15 protein-coding genes and 1 tRNA gene are annotated in these 14487 nt (G+C 70.0%); 8 read left to right on the top strand and 8 right to left on the bottom strand.

All coding sequences use genetic code 11. From position 1 onward, the window contains the following. Positions 1-58: 58 nt before the first annotated feature. Positions 59-448: a winged helix-turn-helix transcriptional regulator gene (locus tag EYW40_RS16210; protein WP_135822700.1), complete on the bottom strand. Its 390-nt coding sequence runs from the start codon at positions 446-448 to the stop codon at positions 59-61. Positions 449-577: 129 nt separating this feature from the next. Between EYW40_RS16210 and EYW40_RS16215 the strand changes: the two genes are divergently transcribed. Further along, a complete protein-coding gene (locus EYW40_RS16215) occupies positions 578-1207 on the top strand; it encodes an NAD(P)-dependent oxidoreductase (RefSeq protein ID WP_135822701.1) in 630 nt (209 codons plus the stop codon). A 1-nt stretch (position 1208) separates the two neighbouring features. After that, positions 1209-2141: an SDR family oxidoreductase gene (locus tag EYW40_RS16220; RefSeq protein WP_202614572.1), complete on the top strand. Its 933-nt coding sequence runs from the start codon at positions 1209-1211 to the stop codon at positions 2139-2141. Here the strand turns inward: EYW40_RS16220 and EYW40_RS16225 are convergent. Then, positions 2033-3103 carry an enolase-like domain-containing protein gene (locus EYW40_RS16225; RefSeq protein WP_135822703.1) on the bottom strand — a complete coding sequence of 357 codons (1071 nt, stop codon included), beginning with the start codon at positions 3101-3103 and terminating at the stop codon, positions 2033-2035. The two genes, EYW40_RS16220 and EYW40_RS16225, sit on opposite strands and share 109 nt — an antisense overlap. Positions 3104-3240: 137 nt before the next feature. Between EYW40_RS16225 and EYW40_RS16230 the strand changes: the two genes are divergently transcribed. Further along, positions 3241-3987 carry an ABC transporter ATP-binding protein gene (locus EYW40_RS16230; RefSeq protein WP_135822704.1) on the top strand — a complete coding sequence of 249 codons (747 nt, stop codon included), beginning with the start codon at positions 3241-3243 and terminating at the stop codon, positions 3985-3987. Next, positions 3984-5414, top strand: a complete 1431-nt coding sequence (locus EYW40_RS16235; protein WP_135822705.1) for a hypothetical protein — start codon at positions 3984-3986, stop codon at positions 5412-5414. Before EYW40_RS16230 ends, EYW40_RS16235 begins: the two co-directional genes overlap by 4 nt. Before the next feature lie 148 nt (positions 5415-5562). Here the strand turns inward: EYW40_RS16235 and EYW40_RS16240 are convergent. Together EYW40_RS16240 and EYW40_RS16245 are read right to left on the bottom strand one after the other, a co-directional pair. Next, positions 5563-5637 (bottom strand) — tRNA-Thr (locus EYW40_RS16240). A gap of 61 nt (positions 5638-5698) precedes the next feature. Then, the gene (locus EYW40_RS16245; RefSeq protein WP_135822706.1) at positions 5699-6688 is read right to left on the bottom strand and encodes a class I SAM-dependent methyltransferase; all 990 of its coding nucleotides are present in this window, start codon (positions 6686-6688) and stop codon (positions 5699-5701) included. 83 nt (positions 6689-6771) lie between these two features. Here EYW40_RS16245 and dph5 point away from each other — a divergent pair, with 83 nt between their 5' ends. Next, positions 6772-7575, top strand: a complete 804-nt coding sequence (gene dph5, locus EYW40_RS16250; RefSeq protein WP_135822707.1) for a diphthine synthase — start codon at positions 6772-6774, stop codon at positions 7573-7575. 134 nt (positions 7576-7709) lie between these two features. Here dph5 and EYW40_RS16255 read toward each other — a convergent pair whose 3' ends face one another. Beyond that, a complete protein-coding gene (locus tag EYW40_RS16255) occupies positions 7710-10136 on the bottom strand; it encodes a DUF7282 domain-containing protein (protein ID WP_135822708.1) in 2427 nt (808 codons plus the stop codon). Between the two features lie 396 nt (positions 10137-10532). Here EYW40_RS16255 and EYW40_RS16260 point away from each other — a divergent pair, with 396 nt between their 5' ends. Next, positions 10533-10727, top strand: a complete 195-nt coding sequence (locus EYW40_RS16260; protein ID WP_135822709.1) for a cold-shock protein — start codon at positions 10533-10535, stop codon at positions 10725-10727. Between the two features lie 88 nt (positions 10728-10815). Here the strand turns inward: EYW40_RS16260 and EYW40_RS16265 are convergent, their stop codons facing one another. Both EYW40_RS16265 and EYW40_RS16270 read right to left on the bottom strand, forming a co-directional pair. Then, complete coding sequence (locus EYW40_RS16265; protein ID WP_135822785.1) at positions 10816-12129, bottom strand: MATE family efflux transporter; 1314 nt, start codon at positions 12127-12129, stop codon at positions 10816-10818. A gap of 128 nt (positions 12130-12257) precedes the next feature. Further along, positions 12258-12854, bottom strand: a complete 597-nt coding sequence (locus EYW40_RS16270; protein ID WP_135822710.1) for a GNAT family N-acetyltransferase — start codon at positions 12852-12854, stop codon at positions 12258-12260. Positions 12855-12955: 101 nt separating this feature from the next. On the opposite strand from EYW40_RS16270, the gene EYW40_RS16275 reads away from it, so the two are divergent. Beyond that, positions 12956-13573: an RAD55 family ATPase gene (locus tag EYW40_RS16275; protein WP_135822711.1), complete on the top strand. Its 618-nt coding sequence runs from the start codon at positions 12956-12958 to the stop codon at positions 13571-13573. A 75-nt stretch (positions 13574-13648) separates the two neighbouring features. Continuing rightward, the gene (locus EYW40_RS16280) at positions 13649-14026 is read left to right on the top strand and encodes a hypothetical protein (protein ID WP_135822712.1); all 378 of its coding nucleotides are present in this window, start codon (positions 13649-13651) and stop codon (positions 14024-14026) included. Between the two features lie 25 nt (positions 14027-14051). Here the strand turns inward: EYW40_RS16280 and cdd are convergent, their stop codons facing one another. Next, entirely contained in the window at positions 14052-14444 is a 393-nt protein-coding gene (gene cdd / locus EYW40_RS16285; protein ID WP_135822713.1) for a cytidine deaminase, read from the bottom strand. Positions 14445-14487: the final 43 nt, after the last annotated feature.

The raw sequence follows: 14487 nt of genomic DNA on the forward strand, positions 1-14487 counted from the left end.
GGGTCGGGCGGTAAATGCGTGTGACTCCCCGGACCGGTCGCCGCTACGGATTCAGTAGCTACAGGTCGTAGTCGACCGCCCAGCGGTGCAGGTGGCCGAACACGGGGAACAGCGCCTCCGCCCGCTCGGTCGGTTCGTACTCCACGCGGGGCGGGATCTCGTCGTACTGCCGCCGGTGGAGGAGGCCGGCCTCCGTGAACGCGGCGAGTCGCTCCGACAGCGTGTTCGGCGAGACGCCGAGGGCGTCCTCCAGGTCCGAGAACCGGAGCGGCCCGTCGGCGAACGCGAACTCCCTGAGCACCGCCATGGCGTGTGCCTTCCCGAGCAGGTCGAGCAGGTCGGCGACGGTCCGTTCGACGCGCTCGCGCTCCGCCGGGTCGAGCGCCTCCCGCAGCGCCGCCGCCTCCTGCCGGCCGCCGCCCGCGTCGAGTGAGCTCCGGTCGTCCATGGTCGTCGGTTCGGCCGCCACGGGGAAATACTTCTGTTTTGCAAGCGTAGCGCAGGATTACCGGAGAGCGCCGTTACTACTGGTTCTCGAAGTGGCCCGTATATCACCGTCCGGCCCGTAGGTGCGCGCATGAACATCACCGTATTCGGCGCGTCCGGACGGACCGGCGTGCCCCTCGTCAGGCAGGCGATAGACCGCGGCCACGACGTCGTCGGGTTCGTCCGCGACCCGGACCGGTTCCCGTTCGAGGACGACCGCCTGACGCTCGTCGCCGGCGGAGCCTACGGCGGTGACGGCGTCCGGGAGGCCGTCGCGGGCGCGGACGCCGTCGTGAGCGTGCTCGGGCAGACCGACGACGGCCCGGACGACCTGCTGACCGTCGCGGGGGAGCACATCCTCGCGGCGATGGAGGCCGAGGGGGTCGACCGGTTCGTCACGCTCACCGGCGCGGGGGTCCGGACGGAGGGCGAATCCGTCCCGCTGTCGGGGCGGGTGATGGGCGTCCTGCTGAAGCTGCTGCAGGGGGAGGTGCTGGCCGACGCCGAGCGCCACGTCGACCTCGTCAGGGCGTCGGGGACGGACTGGACCGTCGTCCGCGCGCCGCGGCTGACGGACGGTCCCCGGACGGGCGAGTACCGGGCCGGCGACATCGAACTGGGGTTCGAGTCGGTGTCGCGGGCGGACGTCGCCGACTTCCTGCTGGACTGCGTCGAGGAGGGACGGCACGCCCGGGAACTGCCGAAGATCGGGGGTGCGTAAGGTGGCGACGCTTGTCACGGGGGCGACCGGCACGGTCGGCTCCGCGGTGGTCGACGAACTGGTCGCGCGCGGAGCGACGCCGCGGGTGGCGGTCAGGCGGCCGGCGGCCGCGCGGGAGCGGTGGGGGAGCGACGTGGCCGCCGTCGAGTTCGACTTCGAGCGCCCCGAGACGTGGGGCGGGGCGCTCGACGGCGTCTCGCGGGCCTTCCTCGTCCGGCCGCCGGGCGTCGGCGTCGACCGCATGCGGGAGGCCGTCGACGCGCTCGCCCGCGTCGGGGTCGAACGGCTGGCGTACCTCTCGGTGCTCGGTGCGGACCGGAACCCGCTGCTCCCGCACCGCCGCATCGAGCGGCGGGTCGAGTCGTCGGGCGTCCCCTACACGTTCCTGCGGGCCTCCTTCTTCATGCAGAACCTCGTCGAGGTCCACCGCGTGGACCTCGTCGAGCGCGGCGAACTGTTCGTCCCCGCTGGGGAGGGGGAGACGAGCTTCGTCGACGCGCGGGACGTCGGGGCGGTCGGTGCGGCCGCGCTGACGGAGCCGGGCCACGCGTACCGCGCCTACGACCTCACCGGCCCGGCCGCGCTCACCTACGAGGAGGTCGCAGCGGCCCTGTCCGCCGAACTCGACCGCGACGTGCGCTATCCGGCCCCGTCGGTCGTCGCGTTCGTCCGGCGGTGGCTGGGCCGGGACGCGCCGCTCCCGTTCGTGTTCGTGATGGTCGGCATCTACACGACGGCCCGCCTCGGGCTCGCGGGGCGCGTGACCGACGACGTGGCGCGCGTCCTCGGGCGGCCGCCCCGCGACCTGCGGACCTTCGCCGCCGACTACCGCGGGGCGTTCGCGTCCGGCGACGCCCAGGAGAGCCCCGACGGGTCCGACGGCGGGGCAAGCGGGCTGGCGGGCAGGTCCGACGACGGCTCGGGGTCGTTGTAGCCGCCCGGCGCGACGTCGTTCGGCGAGTCCGGGTAGAACAGCGACGCGACCGCGTGGAGGTGTTGGCGGCCGACGCCGAGTTCGAACTGGCCGCCGCCGTACAGCGTGATGTCGCGTTCGAGCGCGTACTCGATCGTGTCGAGCAGCGCCTCGACGGAGCCAAAGCGGGAGGGCTTGACGTTGAGCCAGTTCGGCTCGAACGGCAGCGCCTCGACGCTCTCGACGCCGGTGATCGGGTAGTCCCACGAGACGCGGTCGGCCACGTCGTCGACGAACGGCTCCGTCGCGTCGGTCAGCGCCGGGTCCTCGATGGCGGCCTCGGGGAACGCCTCGGCGACGCGGCGGTACAGGTCGAGGTCCGGGGGCTGGTCGACCTCCGTCCCCTCGTACCGGCCCTTCAGGTCGAGGATGCGGACCGTCGCCATCTCCGCTAGGTCGGCGACCAGCGCGTCGTCCCAGGCCGACGTGGGGTCGAGTTTGAACGCCAGGTCGTCGTGGACCAACAGCAGCGCCTCGATCCGGTCGGTCGTCGGCGGGTCGCCCAGCCGCGTGGAGACGACGAAGCGGACCGGGTCGTACGACCGGCCGAGCGCCGAGGCCAGCGACTCGTCGGCCCGCCGCAGGGCGAGGTCGAGGGCGGCGCTCTCGAACGCCCACCGGCGGTAGTTCCGTGCCGCCTGTTGCTCGGGGTCGCCCGCCGGGAACAGGTCGGCGTCGCCGACCGCCGCAGAGAACTCCTCCATCGTGTACTCGCCGGCGACGTCGTAGTCACCCGCGTCCATCGCATCGTGTGCCGCGGCGTCGTAGGTCACGTCCTCGCCGCGTCCCGTGGCGTCCGGCCCGTGGAGTTCGACGGTCGTCGTCACGCGCGTAAAGTCCGAGGAAGTGTCCCGCTCGGCTCGGACGAGGTCGACCCCCTCCACCCGGAGCGGGAGGTCCGCGAGTTCGTCGTAGAGGCCCATGGGCTCCCTACGCGGGCCGGCGGCATAGGTGCGGCGGCGAGCGGCCGTTACGGGGCCCCGGACGCACGCGACGGCGGTGCCGGCAAGCCCTCCGTCCGGCGACAGGAATTTGTGTCCGCCACGTGACTGTCGGGTCGATGACCGCGATACGCACCGAGGGGCTTCGGAAGTCCTACGGCGACCTGACGGCGCTTGCGGGCCTCACGCTCTCGGTCGACGACGGCGAGCTGTTCGGGCTGCTCGGCCCGAACGGCGCGGGCAAATCGACGACCATCGGCGTGCTCACCGGACAGCTCCGGCCGGACGCCGGCGAGGTGTCGGTGCTCGGCACGGACCCGACGACCGACCCCGTCGAGACGCGGCGGCGCGTCGGCATCCTCCCGGAGCGGGAGTCGCCGCCGAGCTTCCTCACGCCGCGGGAGTACTTCGAGTTCGTCGGCGCGGTGCGGGGGATCGACGACGACGACCGCGAGCGACGCGTCGCCGAGTGGGCCGACCGGCTCTCCTTCACCGAGAAGCTCGACACGCTGTCGACGGACCTCTCGCGGGGCCAACAGCAGAAGGCGATGATCGCCGGCGCGTTCCTCCACGAGCCGGACCTGGTGTTCATCGACGAGCCGCTGGCGAACTTGGACCCCATCGTCCAGGAGCGCACGAAGCGGTTCTTCGAGTCCTACGCCGCCGACGGGAACACGCTGTTCTTCTCGACCCACCACGTCGAGGTGGCCGAGGAGATATGTACCCGCGTCGGCATCGTCGGCGACGGCGAACTGCTCGCCGAGCGGGACCCGCGGGAACTGGGTGACGACGAGTCGCTGCTCGACACGTTCCTCGACAACGTCGACGCGCCGGAGGCCCGCGAGGAGGTCGCGGCCGAACCATGAGCCTGACGCGAACCCTGTTCGGGGCGATGGTCCGCGAGGAGTACCGGCTCCACGCGGACCTGTTCGGCGGCCGGCGCTTCGTCGGCTTCCCCCTCCTGATCGCGGCACTCGGCGCAGGCACCATGTGGTTCCTCTCGCTGACGGACGTGACCGTCGCGTCGGTCGCCGCCGGCCTGCACGCGCTGGCGTTCGCCTTCGGCTTGCACACCGGAACCGTCGGCTTCGTCGGGCGCGACGCGCTGGAGAACCTGCTGGGCGACATGACGCTGCTGGTGTTTTCGGCGCGGACGCTCCCGCTCTCGCGCCGTCGGCTGCTCGCCGTCTTCCTCGTGAAGGACCTCGCGTTCTACGCCGTCGCCTTCCTCCTGCCGCTGACGCTGTCGGTCGCGCCGCTTGCGTACGTCCGCGACCCCGCGTTGGCGGCCCGGCTCCCGGTGCTGTGGGCGACGACGACGCTCACGTTCCTGTTCGGCATGACCGTCACGTTCGCGCTGGTCGGCCTGTCGACCCGCGGGCTCTCCGCGCGGATCCTCGGCCTCGCGGCCGCGGCGGCCGTCGGCCTGGGCGTCGCCGCGGAGTTCGACCTGCTCTCGCTCACCCCCTACGCGCTGTACCGCTCGCCGTCCCCGACAGCCGTCGCCGCGGCGATCCTGCCGTCTGTCGCGCTCGCCGCCGTCGGCCTCGCGGCGTACGACCCGACGAGTCGCAGCGGCGCGCGGACGGCCACCGCGTCGTTCGGCCGGTGGCGTCGCCGCCTCCGCGACGAGAACGGCCTGCTCACCCGGAGCCTGATCGACGTCGCCCGCAGCAGCGGCGGCCTCTGGAAGGTGGTCTTCTCCGGCGGCGTCCTGTTCGGCGTCAGCGCGGCCCTGGTCGGCCTCACGGAGACCGTCACCGGCGTCGAGCCGTCGACCGGCCTCTCCTTCGGCGCGCTGCTCGGGCTGACCGGCTTCACCACGTACAACTGGCTGACGCAGTTCGACGACCCGGACGAACACCTATCCTACCCCGTCTCCGTCGCCGACCTGTTCGCCGCGAAGTTCCGCGCGTTCCTGCTGCTGGCCGTGCCCAACGGCCTCGTCTACCTCGCGGTTGCGGTGGCGTGGCTCGGCGGCGACCCCGCACACGTCGCCGTCGGCGCGCTCCTGCTCGTCGGCGTCGAACTGTACCTGTTCGGCCTGACGACGTACCTTGCCGGCTTCCAGCCCAACGAGTTCCTCTTCGACAGCGTGCTGTTCGCCGCGTTCGGCGCGGCCGTCGCCCTCGCGCTCGTCCCGACGCTGATCGTCGCGCTCGTCGTGTCGCCGGTGCCGACGTCGCTGCTCGGCGGGTTAGCGGTCGCGGCGGCCGCGCTCGCCGCCGTCGGCGTCGGCCTCTACCGGCGGGCCGTGCCGCGCTGGGAGGAGAAGCTGCTGGCCGGCGGGTGAGGACGTTCAGTGGAAAGTGCCTCCGCAGCTTGAGAGCAGTTCGCGGTAGAGAGCCGGTGGAGGGGATCGTGAACCACGGTCGGAGCAATCTCCTCCCTGATTCAAATCCCTCCACGAGCTCTTCAGCCTCACTTCGTTCGGCAAAAAGAGCCGGTGGAGGGATTTGAACCCTCGGCCTAATCCTTACGAAGGATTCGCTCTAGCCAGTCTGAGCTACACCGGCACGTTCGCGGTGCCTCGCGCATTTACTGATAGGCGCGATAATCGGTTTAAGGATTGCGAATTCACCCGCCCTCGCGAGTGAGTCGCACGTCGAGACAGACGTTCAGTTCGTGGGGCGCGTACGACCGCACGGTGTGGCGCGTCTCGACTGCGACCTCGTAGGTCGGCTCCGCCGCCGCGCGGATCGCCGCCTCGCCCGGCCCGTACGGGTCGTCCTCGTGCTGGATGTCGTAGTAGTGGAGGACGCAGTCCTCGCCCGCCAGCGAGACGGCGGCGTCGAGGAAGTCGTCGGCGCTGTGGGGGAGGTTCATCACGATCCGGTCGCCCCAGTCCTCGTAGTCCGCCGCCACGTCGCGCACGTCGCCGGCGACGGCCGTCACGCGGTCGCCGACGCCGTTTCGCTCGGCGTTCTCCCGGAGGTACTCGACCGCGCGCTCGTTCAGGTCGACGCCGACGGCCGTCGCACCGCGTTTCGCCGCGGGGATCACGAACGGGCCGACGCCGGCGAACATGTCGAAGAAGCGCTCGCCCGACTCCACCTGCTCGGCGACGCGGTGGCGCTCTGTGGCGAGGCGCGGCGAGAAGTACATCTCCGCGATGTCGACGGCGTACTCGCAGCCGTACTCGCGGTGGACCGTCTCCGTGGAGTCGCCGGCGAGCACGTCCCAGTCGCGGACCCGTAGCTCGCCCTGCACCTTCGAGGCGCGATTCACGACCGTCTCGACGGGCAGGTCCGACTCGACGACGGCGTCCGCGACCGTCCGCGCGCGCTCGGGGTCGTCCTCGTCGATGACGACGATGTCGCCGAGGCGGCCGTAGCTCGGCGCGTCGTCGAGCAGGTCCGCGGGCGTCGTCTGGGTCTCCCGCTCGGGCACGTCGCGGACGACCACGTCGTACTCGCCGGGGACGGCCGCCGCGTCCGTCACCGGGAGGTAGAGGAAGCCGTCCTCGAACTCGATCTCCAGGTCCTCGGCGACGAGGTCGTCGTCCGCGAGCGCGCGGCGGGTCGCCTCGCCCTCTTCCCGCGCGACGCGCACACACGGCGCTTCCATACCGCGAACGTGGACGCCTGCGGGGGGTAAGCCTGACGCTTCCGAACCCCGGCCGTTAAGCGCCCGGCCCGCCGAGTCCGGGTATGCTCACGTTCATCGGCCTCGGCCTCTACGACGAGCGGTCGATCACCGTCGAGGGCCGGGACGCCCTGCGGGACGCCGACCGCGCGTTCGCGGAGTTCTACACCAGCACGCTCGTCGGGACGAGCGTCGCCGAACTGGAGGCGTACCACGACACGGAGATCGAGGTGCTGGAGCGTGCGGACGTCGAACAGCGCCCCGAGCGCGTGTTGGCGGCCGCCGAGTCGGAGGACGTCGCCTTCCTCACCGCCGGCGACACGATGATCTCGACGACCCACGTCGACCTCCGCCTTCGCGCGCACGACCGCGGGGTCGAGACGCGGGTGGTCCACGGCACGACCGCGCAGGCCGCCGCCAGCGCGCTGACCGGCCTCCAGAACTACCGCTTCGGGAAGGCGACGACGCTCCCGTTCGACTACGCCCACGGCGCGGACGGCCTCCCGGCCAGCGTCACGGAGACGATAGACGAGAACCGCGAACGCGGCCTCCACACCCTCGTCTACCTCGACATCAAGGTCGACAACGAGGCCGCGGTCGCCCGCGCCGGCGACGCCGAACTCGACGAGTACATGACCGCCGACACGGCCGCCGAGTATCTCGCCGGCGAGTACCCGGAACTCCTCGCCGTCGTGGTGGCCCGCGCAGGCAGTCCCGAGCCAGTTGTCCGGGCCGACCGCGTTGCCGACCTCGCGTCGGAGTCCTTCGGCGGCCCGCTGCACCTACTGGTCGTCCCCGGCGAACTCCATCACGTCGAACGCGACGCCCTCCGGGATCTGGCCGGCGCACCGTCCGAACTGCTGGACTGAGTTTCACTTCTGTTGTTGCAGTAGTAGCGGTGTGTGGTTACGGAGCGCGTCCGCGGACAGCAGTCGCTATCGGGCGTAGCGCGCGAAGAAATGAAATCGGCAAGAGCCGGCGTTAGCCGGTGGTTCGTGCGACGTTAGTCGCGACGACGCAGGGCCAGCATGGCGGCGGCGAGCAGCGCCACGATGGCGATGCTGATGCCGAAGCCGGGCTGACCACCGGAGTCGGAGTCACCGTCACCGTCACCGTCACCGTCGGACGGCGTCGTGCCGTCGCCACCGTCGTCGGTGGTGGTGGTCGTGGTGGTGGTGTCGTCGGTGGTGGTGGTCGTCGTCGTGGTCGTCGTCGTGGTCGTCGTCGTGGTCGTCGTGGTCGTCGTGGTCGTGTCGTCCTCGTCGTCGAGCGGCGTGTCGACCTCGGCGCCGGCCGTCACGGCGGAACCGTCAGCCGTGTACGGACCGTCGGCGTCACCCTCGGAGGAGACGAAGTCGTACTCCTGGTTGTCGTTGGAGTCCATGTGCGGCATGGCAACGAGGGTCTGGTCGGTCTCGACGGCGCTGTCGAGTTCGACCTGCACGTCGGTGTGCTGGCCGGCCTCGAGGTACTCGGACGTACCGAGCACGCTACCGATGGCGTCGTCGCCAACGGTGGAGTCGTGGATGGTGACGAAGCCGCCGTTCGGCAGGTAGACCTCGTCGACCGTCACGACCGTACCGTCGTCGCTGATCTCACCGCTGAAGGAGACCTGGGACGGCTGGACGTCACCAACCGTGCCGGTCTGGGCATCGTCCAGCTGGGACTCGCCCTCGTAGAGGACGTCGACGGTGAAGTTGTCACCGGCGGACGCGTCCTCGCTGAAGTCGAGCTCAGCGGACCAAGTGCCGCCTTCCTGAACCGTAACCTGGTCCTCCAGGAGGAACGGCGGGCTGACGCCCTGAGCGCTGTCGACGCGGACCGTCAGCTCGGTGCCGGCGGCCTGCGTCGAGGTGCCCTCGATGGTCTGGCCAGCGGCGGCCTCGACCTCGGGCGGCGTCACGGTCGCTTCCTTGTTCACGAGGTTGAACGAGTCGCTGACGGACTCGTCCTCGTCGCCCGTGAGGGCGGAGTCCTCGGAGATGAGGAACTCGGTCGTGTAGCTACCGTCGCTCGGGCTAGCACTGTTGAGCTGAGTAGTGTCGACAACGACGTAGTAGGTGTCGTTGGCGCCGTCAGCGTAGACCGTGCTGTTGTTCGGACCCGGAGTGAAGCTCTTCGCCTGACGGTTCGGCTTCGGATTGTCCTGCGTGACGGTCAGACTGACGTTGTCGTTGTTGTTGATCAGGGTGAACAGACTGCCCTGGTCCTCAACGACACCCGACAGACCGGACGCGTCAAGCTCGTGGATGATGTAGTCGTCGGTCGCGATGCTGCTGTCCTCGGTCACGGCGTCCGTGACGTCAGCGAACTCGGAGAAGTCCTCGGCAGCCGGCGCGGTGCCGATGCTGAGGTCGTTCGTCGAACGGCTCTGGAGGTTCAGCGACGCGCGTGCGTCGGAACTGGCCGTGTAGTCGTCACCGGCACGCACGGAGATGTCGTACGTGGTGGTGGCGAGCAGGCCGGAATCGAGGGCAGAGTCGTTCTGGAAGTCGAGCACGTCGTCGCCCGTCACGGAGATCGCGTTGTCCGTGCCGGCCTGGAACGTGTTGTACTGGACGGTGACCTCGCCGTCGCCGTCGTCGTCGATGACGGTGGCGTTGGCCTGGTAACCGTCGTTGTCGATGTTACCGATCGTGATCGACGCGGTGTCGGTGTTCTCCAGATTGACGGTGAACTCCGCGATGTCACCGACCTGCTGGGTGATGAGGCGGCTCTGGAAGCTGGTGTCCTCGTCACCTGCGGCGGTCACGTTGAGCGACACGGTATCTTCCGCGTCCGTGTCGTTCACGTCGAAGCTCAGGTCGTACTCGTCAGCGGAGACGCCGCTGAAGTTACCGGTAACGGAACCGCCACCGGAAACCCGAAGCTTGACGGTGTCGCCGTACTCCTCGTTGACGTTCGCGTCCGAGAAGACCTCGGATGCGTTCAGACCGTCCGCGGAGACGTTCACGTAGAACGTACCACGGTTGGAGTCGATGTCGAACGTCTCGGTGGAGCCGTCGTTAACGACCGTACCGTCGTCGGCCGACACGGTGAAGTCCTGCGCGGCGACTTCGAACGTGTAGACACGGTCACCGCCGACCGTCAGGTCGTAGGTGCCGTCGAGACCCGACGTCGAGATCAGCGTCCCCTGACCACTCGAGTCAGCGGTACGCTCACGCACGAGGTTGCCGGTCTCGTTGTTACGGATCTGATAATCCTCGCTTTGGTTGAATGCTACTCCATTACCTGCATCGGTCGAATCGAATGCCACGTAGACGTCCTGTCCTTGCCAGAAGGTTTCCCCGTCCTGATTCAGGGTATCGTCGCCGTCGCTCTGGTTCGCCGCAGCGGCGGAACCAGCGAAGGCAACGGACCCTGCAAAGACGGAGAAGACCATCAGCGCGGCCAGGAACAGGCCACGGAACTTCTCTGTTTTGCTTGTCATGTTTGGTTTTGGATTGCTGTACCGGCAACGGTAGCTTTCTCTGCCGCAAATGCACCCGTGAACGGGGTGCGACCATCGATACTCGCTACTGTCACCATGGGTAGGGGTACGATTGTTACCGTTGTTCCGTCGTTATAAATGCTTTGTGGTGGTTACACCGTGTGAGAACGCTTCACAACCCGCGTAGCGACGGCATACAGCGGGATTTCGGGCTGCCGATACAAACATCGACGGCCGCGAGGGTATATAAATAAAACCGCATCCAGTCGTTCCCGTCGTCGGACCAGTCGGCGGGTTGGGACGTCGAAACGGAGTCTCGTGCGGGCACGCTCGCGAAAGAAAATCGGCGGCGACGAGTATATACGCGTCAGGCGCGAATCCACGTCCGAAGTTCACATGGCACAAGGTACGGTGGCCTTCTTCCACGACCGGAAGGGCTACGGGTTCATCGAGACCGACGAGGCGGAGGAGGACATCTTCTTCCACATGGAGGACGTCGGCGGCCCGGACCTGGAGGAGGGCGCGGAGGTTGAGTTCGACATCGAGGAGGCCGAGAAGGGGCCGCGCGCGGTCAACCTGACGCGGCTGTAAGGTGGGGACGGGGACGACGGCGACGCCGCCGCGGAGCGACTTCGCCGGTCGGGTGGAGCGGGCACCAGAACACCCCGTCCGGCTCCCGTCAGTCCTCGCCGGCGGCGCTCCCGCGTTCCGCCATCATCGCCTCCGTCCGCCCGACCCAGCCGCCGCGGTGGAACCCGACCGCCACGTAGACCGTCGCCCACGCGTAGTAGGCCACGAGGCCGGCGTACGCCGCGACGACGCCGTAGTCGAGGCGGACGCCGACGACGTAGGAGAGGCCGAGCATCCAGAAGAACATCCCCGTGAGCCGGGCGAGGAAGGGCGTCCGCGTGTCGCTGCCGCTTGTGAGCGCCCCGGCGAGCACGATGTAGACGGCCGTGAACGGCGCGGCCGCGGCGAACGCGCGGGTGAAGCCGACCGCGTACCGCGCGGTTTCGGGGTCGTCGGTGAAGACGGCGACGAGCGGTTCGGCCGCGACGAAGAGGACGACGCCGAGCGACCCGACGGTGACGAGGCCCAGCAGCGCGGCGGCCCAGCCCCCGTAGCGCGCGCCGGCGGCGTCGCCCTCGCCGAGCGACTGCCCGACGACGATGCCCGTCCCGGTGCGGTACCCCCGCGACAGCGGCGCGGTGATCTGCTGATAGGCGCGCCGTCCGATCTGGTAGCCTGCGTTGACCTCGGTTCCGAACACGAGCAGGATCGAGTTGAACGGGAAGTCCATGACGAACGTCGCCACGCCCTCCAGAATCCGCGGGAAACTGATCGCGAGCAACTGTCTGGTGACGGTCCAGTCGCCAGGCCACACCAGGGACGCGGGCGTCCAGGGCCCCCACATGGCGACGAGGAGCGCGCCGGCGGTGAAGACGTTGCCGAAGGCCGTCGCGATGCCGACGCCGACGATGCCAAGCCGCGGCGCGGGGCCGAGGCCCAGGCCGAGGGCGACCGTTCCAGCGATGTTCAGCGCGTTCGACAGCCCGTTGACGTACATGGGCGTCCGCGTGTCGCCGGTCCCCTGTACCGACCGGGCGGCCACGAGCGCGACGTGGCGGGCCGGGCTGGTGGCGAGGACGATAGCGAGGTAGATGCCGCCCATCCGAACCACGTCCGCGCCGGCCCCGAGCACCTGTATCGCCCAGTCGCCGAGCAGGAGGCCGAAGGCGACGAACGGCAAGCCGGCGAGGGCACCGATCGCCACCGCCTGCGTCACCGCCTGGTCGCGGTTCGCCTCGGCGCCGCTCCCGGTGTCCTGGCTGGAGAGCGCGATGACGCCGCTGCCCAGCCCCAGCCCGATCCGCAGGGGGAGACGGGCGTAGAGGTCGGCGAGCCCGACGGCGGCGATGGCCGCGGGCGAGAACAGCCCGGTGACGACGATGTCCGTCGTCCGCATCAGCGTCCGCAGGAACTGCTCGACCATCACCGGCCACGAGAGGTCGAGGACTCGCCGCCAGACGTCGAGCAGCCGTCGGCGTCCGCCGTCGGGGAGCACTTTCCACAACTTGCGGGCGGCCCGGTTAGAACCTATCGAACGGGGAAACCGCGGGGTCAGGCACGGGCGGGGGGCGTATCGGCCGCGGCGACGAACGCCCGCTCCGCGTCACTCAGGTTGCCGCGGCCGCGGAACTCGGCCATGCCCGCGCGGTAACGCTCGGCGCTCCGGTCGCCGGGGCGCTCCAGCACCAGTTCGGCGATCCCGGTGGTCTCGCCGGTGTAGCCGAAGCCGGCCTTGTACAGCGCCTCGTAGGCGAACGGGTTGTTGACGGCGATCCGGACGCGCTCGTAGCCGCGGTCGGCGGCCCGGTCGGCGACGAAGTCCGCGAGGTCCGGGCCGATCCCCTCCCCCCGGAGGTCCTTGCGGACCGTGATGTAGCGGATCCACAGCGTCCCCGCGTCGGTGCGGTCCTCGTTGAACGCCGCGGCCGCGAGGACGGCGTCGTAGTCGTCGCCCTGATCGGCCGGCGTTCCGGCCTCGCCCTCACTGTCATCGTCCGCCTCGCTCAGGTCCCGATCGTCGTCCGCGCCGGGTCGGACGACTGCCTTCCCCGTGTTCGACATGACGAACTTCCCGGCGTAGCTGAACCGCTCGTAATCGAGCCGGAGGGTCGGCCCGTCGGGCGGCCAGCCGAGGAGATCGAGGTCCATACGCCGCGTTGGTTCGCGGGCCGTTTCAGCGTGGCGTTGCGGCGCTCGGCGGCGTTAGCGGCCGGCTTACTAACCCCCAACCCGTCGTCGCTCCGGCAGGAATGGGACCGCGCTTCACCACCGGCGTCGACCGGCTCGACCGCGAACTCGACGGGGGGATCCCCGCGGGGAGCGTGGTCGCGCTGTCCGCGCCGCCGGCGAGCCAGTCCGAGCGGCTGCTGTACGAGATCGCGGCCCAGCGGCGGACGCTGTACGTCACGACCGAGCGCGCCGCCGGGGCCGTCGAACGGGCGCTCCGGGAGAGCGTCAGCCCCGGGTCCGTGGAGGTGTGTGAGGTCGGGGGCGGCGACCCGCTGACCGACCTGGTCCGGGCCGTCCGCGCGCTGAACGAGCGGACCCTCGTCGTCGTCGACCCCGTCGCGCCGCTCGAACGGACGCCGAACTACCGCGCCGCGCTGACGGAACTGCGGTCGCTGCTCCGTGGGAAGGACGCCGCCGCCGTCCTCCACTGCGTCGACGGCCGGGCCGTGCCGGACGGGCGCGACGCCACCGAGTACATGGCCGACGTGATCTTCGACCTCGCCGTCGACGTCCACAGGAACCAGCTTCGAACCCGGCTCACGGTGCCGAAGCTCCGGGGCGGCGACGCCCCGCGGGACGCGCTCAGGCTGGACTTCAAACGGCGCGTAACGGTGGACAACAGCCGCGACATCGCGTGAGGCGTTCGGAGGGCTTGCGCCCGCCGGAGCCGCAAACGCCGCATAACAATGGGGCAAAGCGGTGCGGACGGTGGTATGGGTGCCACGAACCACTCCGACCTGACGGCCGCGGCCGACCCCGCGGTGTCGATAACCGTCGTCGTCGCGGGCGTCCGCGTCGAGAAGGCCGTCGTCACGGACGCCTTCCCCGTGCCGGTGGTCGCGCTCTCGGTCGACTCGCTCCACGACGACCCCGCGACCGTCCGCATCGTCGACGAAGTGCCGGCGAGCGTGCCGCTCGCGGACCTGGGCAACGGCGGCTGGGAGACCGTCGACGACGAGCGGATCGCCTGGTCCGGACGGCTCGCCGCCGGCGAGGAACTGGTGACGACGTACGGCGTCGACGCCGACGCCGCCGACGCGGACGCGCTGGAGACGCCGCCGACCGTCGAGGCCGTCGAACCGGAGCCGTAACCGCGGTCGGTCGACCGGACGCCCGTCAGTCGAGCATGTCCTCGGTGATCGTGTTCGGGAGGAGTTCGCCGAGCGTGTACTCCGCGATGCCGTCGCCCTCGTCACAGAGGACGACGAAGTCCTCGTCGCAGAACTCCGCGAACGTCTGCCGGCACCGGCCGCAGGGCGTGACGCCGTCGCGCTTGGCCGAACTCACCGCCACGCGCACGAACTCGGTCTGGCCGTCGTGGATCGCGTGTGCGACCGCGACGCCCTCGGCGTGGAGGCTGTTGCTGTAGTTGGCGTTCTCGATGTTACAGCCGGTGTACACCGAGCCGTCGGCGGTTTCGAGGGCCGCCCCGACGGGGTACTCCGAGTACGGCACGTGTGCGGTCTGGTGGGCCTCGCGGGCGCGCTCGATGAGTTCGCGGTCTTCCATGCGACGGGGTTCGGCCACGGGGGAGAAGTAAGCACCGGCAGCG

Origin of the sequence: Halostella litorea, from assembly GCF_004785955.1 — an archaeon.
Lineage (GTDB): Archaea > Halobacteriota > Halobacteria > Halobacteriales > Natronoarchaeaceae > Halostella > Halostella litorea.

Excerpts from the sequence above, each read along its gene's own strand:
- EYW40_RS16210 (WP_135822700.1), bottom strand. The coding sequence starts at position 448 with ATGGACGACCGGAGCTCACTCGACGCGGGCGGCGGCCGGCAGGAGGCG.
- EYW40_RS16215 (WP_135822701.1), top strand. The coding sequence starts at position 578 with ATGAACATCACCGTATTCGGCGCGTCCGGACGGACCGGCGTGCCCCTC.
- EYW40_RS16225 (WP_135822703.1), bottom strand. The coding sequence starts at position 3,103 with ATGGGCCTCTACGACGAACTCGCGGACCTCCCGCTCCGGGTGGAGGGG.
- EYW40_RS16230 (WP_135822704.1), top strand. The coding sequence starts at position 3,241 with ATGACCGCGATACGCACCGAGGGGCTTCGGAAGTCCTACGGCGACCTG.
- EYW40_RS16235 (WP_135822705.1), top strand. The coding sequence starts at position 3,984 with ATGAGCCTGACGCGAACCCTGTTCGGGGCGATGGTCCGCGAGGAGTAC.
- EYW40_RS16245 (WP_135822706.1), bottom strand. The coding sequence starts at position 6,688 with ATGGAAGCGCCGTGTGTGCGCGTCGCGCGGGAAGAGGGCGAGGCGACC.
- dph5 (WP_135822707.1), top strand. The coding sequence starts at position 6,772 with ATGCTCACGTTCATCGGCCTCGGCCTCTACGACGAGCGGTCGATCACC.
- EYW40_RS16255 (WP_135822708.1), bottom strand. The coding sequence starts at position 10,136 with ATGACAAGCAAAACAGAGAAGTTCCGTGGCCTGTTCCTGGCCGCGCTG.
- EYW40_RS16260 (WP_135822709.1), top strand. The coding sequence starts at position 10,533 with ATGGCACAAGGTACGGTGGCCTTCTTCCACGACCGGAAGGGCTACGGG.
- EYW40_RS16265 (WP_135822785.1), bottom strand. The coding sequence starts at position 12,129 with ATGGTCGAGCAGTTCCTGCGGACGCTGATGCGGACGACGGACATCGTC.
- EYW40_RS16270 (WP_135822710.1), bottom strand. The coding sequence starts at position 12,854 with ATGGACCTCGATCTCCTCGGCTGGCCGCCCGACGGGCCGACCCTCCGG.
- EYW40_RS16275 (WP_135822711.1), top strand. The coding sequence starts at position 12,956 with ATGGGACCGCGCTTCACCACCGGCGTCGACCGGCTCGACCGCGAACTC.
- EYW40_RS16280 (WP_135822712.1), top strand. The coding sequence starts at position 13,649 with ATGGGTGCCACGAACCACTCCGACCTGACGGCCGCGGCCGACCCCGCG.
- cdd (WP_135822713.1), bottom strand. The coding sequence starts at position 14,444 with ATGGAAGACCGCGAACTCATCGAGCGCGCCCGCGAGGCCCACCAGACC.